The sequence below is a fragment of the Okeania sp. SIO2B9 genome, from assembly GCF_010672505.1.
Taxonomy (GTDB): Bacteria; Cyanobacteriota; Cyanobacteriia; order Cyanobacteriales; family Microcoleaceae; genus Okeania; species Okeania hirsuta.
This window is the reverse complement of sequence record NZ_JAAHGK010000307.1, coordinates 4330-6508: the sequence shown is the minus strand read 5'-3', so window position 1 is coordinate 6508 and position 2179 is coordinate 4330. Positions and strand designations below refer to the sequence as shown.

Below are 2179 nucleotides of genomic sequence, written 5' to 3'. Positions count from 1 at the left end.
ACAGCAGTCACCAACAACCAGGTATTAACACCAGCCCAACTCACAACATTACAATACGACGCCCCCGCCGACTACAACGGCACAGACGACCCAGGAGACTTCACATATAGTGTCAGCGACGGCACAGCAACCGTAGCCGGCAGCACAGACATCGCTATAATCTCCAACCAACCCCCAGTAGCCAACAACGACAACGGCACAACACTCAAAAACCAGCCAGTAACCATCAACATCACAGACAACGACAACGACATAGACGGCAACATCGACCCCAGCACCATAGACCTAGACCCCGACACACCAGGAGAGCAAAAAACCAGAGTCATCCCCGAACAAGGCACATTTGAAATAGACGATAATGGCAACATCACATTCACACCAGAACCAGACTTCGTAGGAGAAGCAACCATCCCCTACACAGTCAACGACAACGACGGCGAACTCTCAAACAGTGCCAACATCACCATCGCCGTCATCAACACACCACCAGTAGCAACCAACGACAACGCCAACACCGGAGTAAATATACCAGTCACCTTCAACATCAGCGAAAACGACACAGACAGTGACGGCACATTAGACCTAACCACAGTAGACCTAGACCCCAACACAGAAGGCAGACAAACCACCTTCACACAACAAGCTCAAGGCACATTTGAAATAGACGATAATGGCAACATCACATTCACACCAGTTGCCGACTTCCTCGGAGAAGTAACACCCATCACCTACACAGTCGCCGACAACAATGGCGAACTCTCAAATACAGCCGAAATCGCAGTCACAGTCACAGAAATACGGCCAGCAGCAAGCGACGACAATGCCAGCACAGTCATCAACACACCAGTCAGCTTCAACATCACAGACAACGACATCGCCGAAGCAGGAGAAGACATAGAACCAGGAACTATCGACCTCGACCCCAGCACCACAGAACTACTAGAAGAAACAATACTCACAGTAGACCAAGGCACCTTTGAAGTAGACCAAGAAGGAATTGTCACCTTTACTCCCACAGATGGGTTTATTGGAGTTGTCACAATTCCTTACACCGTAAAAGATACCGCAGGCAGCGTCACCAACGCAGCTAATATCATCGTAGAAGTAATTGACAGTCCTCCCATAGCTACCGATGACTTTGCCAACACCTTTATTGACCAACCAGTAACATTCAACATCACCAACAACGACATCGACCTTGAAGGAGAAGTAGACCCCAGCACCATCGACATTGACCCCACAACACCAGGAAACCAAACAACATTATTAGAACTATCAGACCAGGGTACTTTTGAAGTAGATGAAAACGGCAACCTGACCTTTACACCAGTAGAAGGGTTCATCGGAGTTGTCACAATACCCTATACTGTAGACGACAACAACAGCAATACATCAAACAATGCCAATATCACAGTGGAAGTGGTAAACCTACCACCAGTAGCAACAGACAACAGCAGCACCACAATAGAAGGGCAACCAGTAACCTTCAACATTACCGATGATGATAGTGACCCAGAGACGACAATAGACACAAGCACCGTAGACTTAGACCCCAGTACCCCAGAACAAGAGACTACCTTCACACAACCAGGAGAAGGTACATACACTATAGACGATGAGGGAAACCTCACCTTTACTCCAGTAGAAGGTTTTACAGGTCAGACAACTCCGATTAGTTATACAGTCCAAGATAGTAGTGGTGCAGTTTCTAACTCCGCCAATATTTCTATTGATGTTTTTGGCGACCTAGAGGATGACAGTGCCACAACTCCTATTGATACTCCTGTAACTCTGAATATCGCTGATAACGATACTCCTATAGACCTGACTTCTATTGACCTCAACCCAGAGACTCCAGGAATTCAGACCACCTTAGAAGTAGATGATCAAGGTACTTTTGAAGTAGATGATCAAGGTAATGTAACTTTCACTCCTTCTCCAGGGTTTATAGGAGTTGTGAGTATTCCTTATGTGGCCAATAACCCTAATGGTAACCCTTTAGAACCTGCCAATATTTCTATTGATGTTTTTGGCGACCTAGAGGATGACAGTGCCACAACTCCTATTGATACTCCTGTAACTCTGAATATCGCTGATAACGATACTCCTATAGACCTGACTTCTATTGACCTCAACCCAGAGACTCCAGGAATTCAGACCACCTTAGAAGTAGATGATC

At 46.4% G+C, this 2179-nt stretch carries 1 protein-coding gene; it reads left to right on the top strand.

The window, feature by feature from the left end:
* Positions 1 to 2179, top strand: a 2179-nt coding sequence (locus tag F6K13_RS12865) for an Ig-like domain-containing protein (protein WP_287287560.1), incomplete at both ends; no start/stop codon positions are given.